General features: G+C 40.7%; 1 protein-coding gene. It reads right to left on the bottom strand.

Annotation, left to right across the window (positions count from 1 at the left end):
• Positions 1–356: hypothetical protein (locus ACYVRA_RS09220; protein ID WP_461252404.1), on the bottom strand; the 356-nt coding region annotated here is incomplete at its 3' end.
• Between the last annotated feature and the right edge of the window lie 74 nt (positions 357–430).

Below are 430 nucleotides of genomic sequence, written 5' to 3'. Positions count from 1 at the left end.
TCTTCTAGAAACCTATCCAAAAGAACCTTTTGGCGATATTTTTTTTCCGTAGCCTTGTCACGTGGGTGCAAATTTTCCTTATCGCTGGATTCTTTCAATGTGAATTTAAACCAAGACGTGCCGTTCTTCAAGAATTCGGCTTTTATAACCTGAGTTGGGATACCGGTGAATTTTCCCCTTTCTTCGCTATAATTCAAGCGAATTTCAACAGGATTTTCCAATTGTTCTTCCGAAAAATTTTCCAGAACAAAATTGTAAAATCCTGCTTTTTGCATGGCAAATGCATATTCGTGCCGCATATCGTGGCTTGAATTGCTTTCGCCAAAAAACGCAACTGTTGCGCCAGGATTTGCCAAAGGCATATCTTGCAGGGCAGAAGGCTGCCTAGAGCCTGTCTCTTATACACATCTAGATGTGTATAAGAGACAGT

This window comes from Treponema sp. R8-4-B8 (genome assembly GCF_054786175.1).
This window is presented reverse-complemented; position numbering and strand designations above follow the sequence as displayed.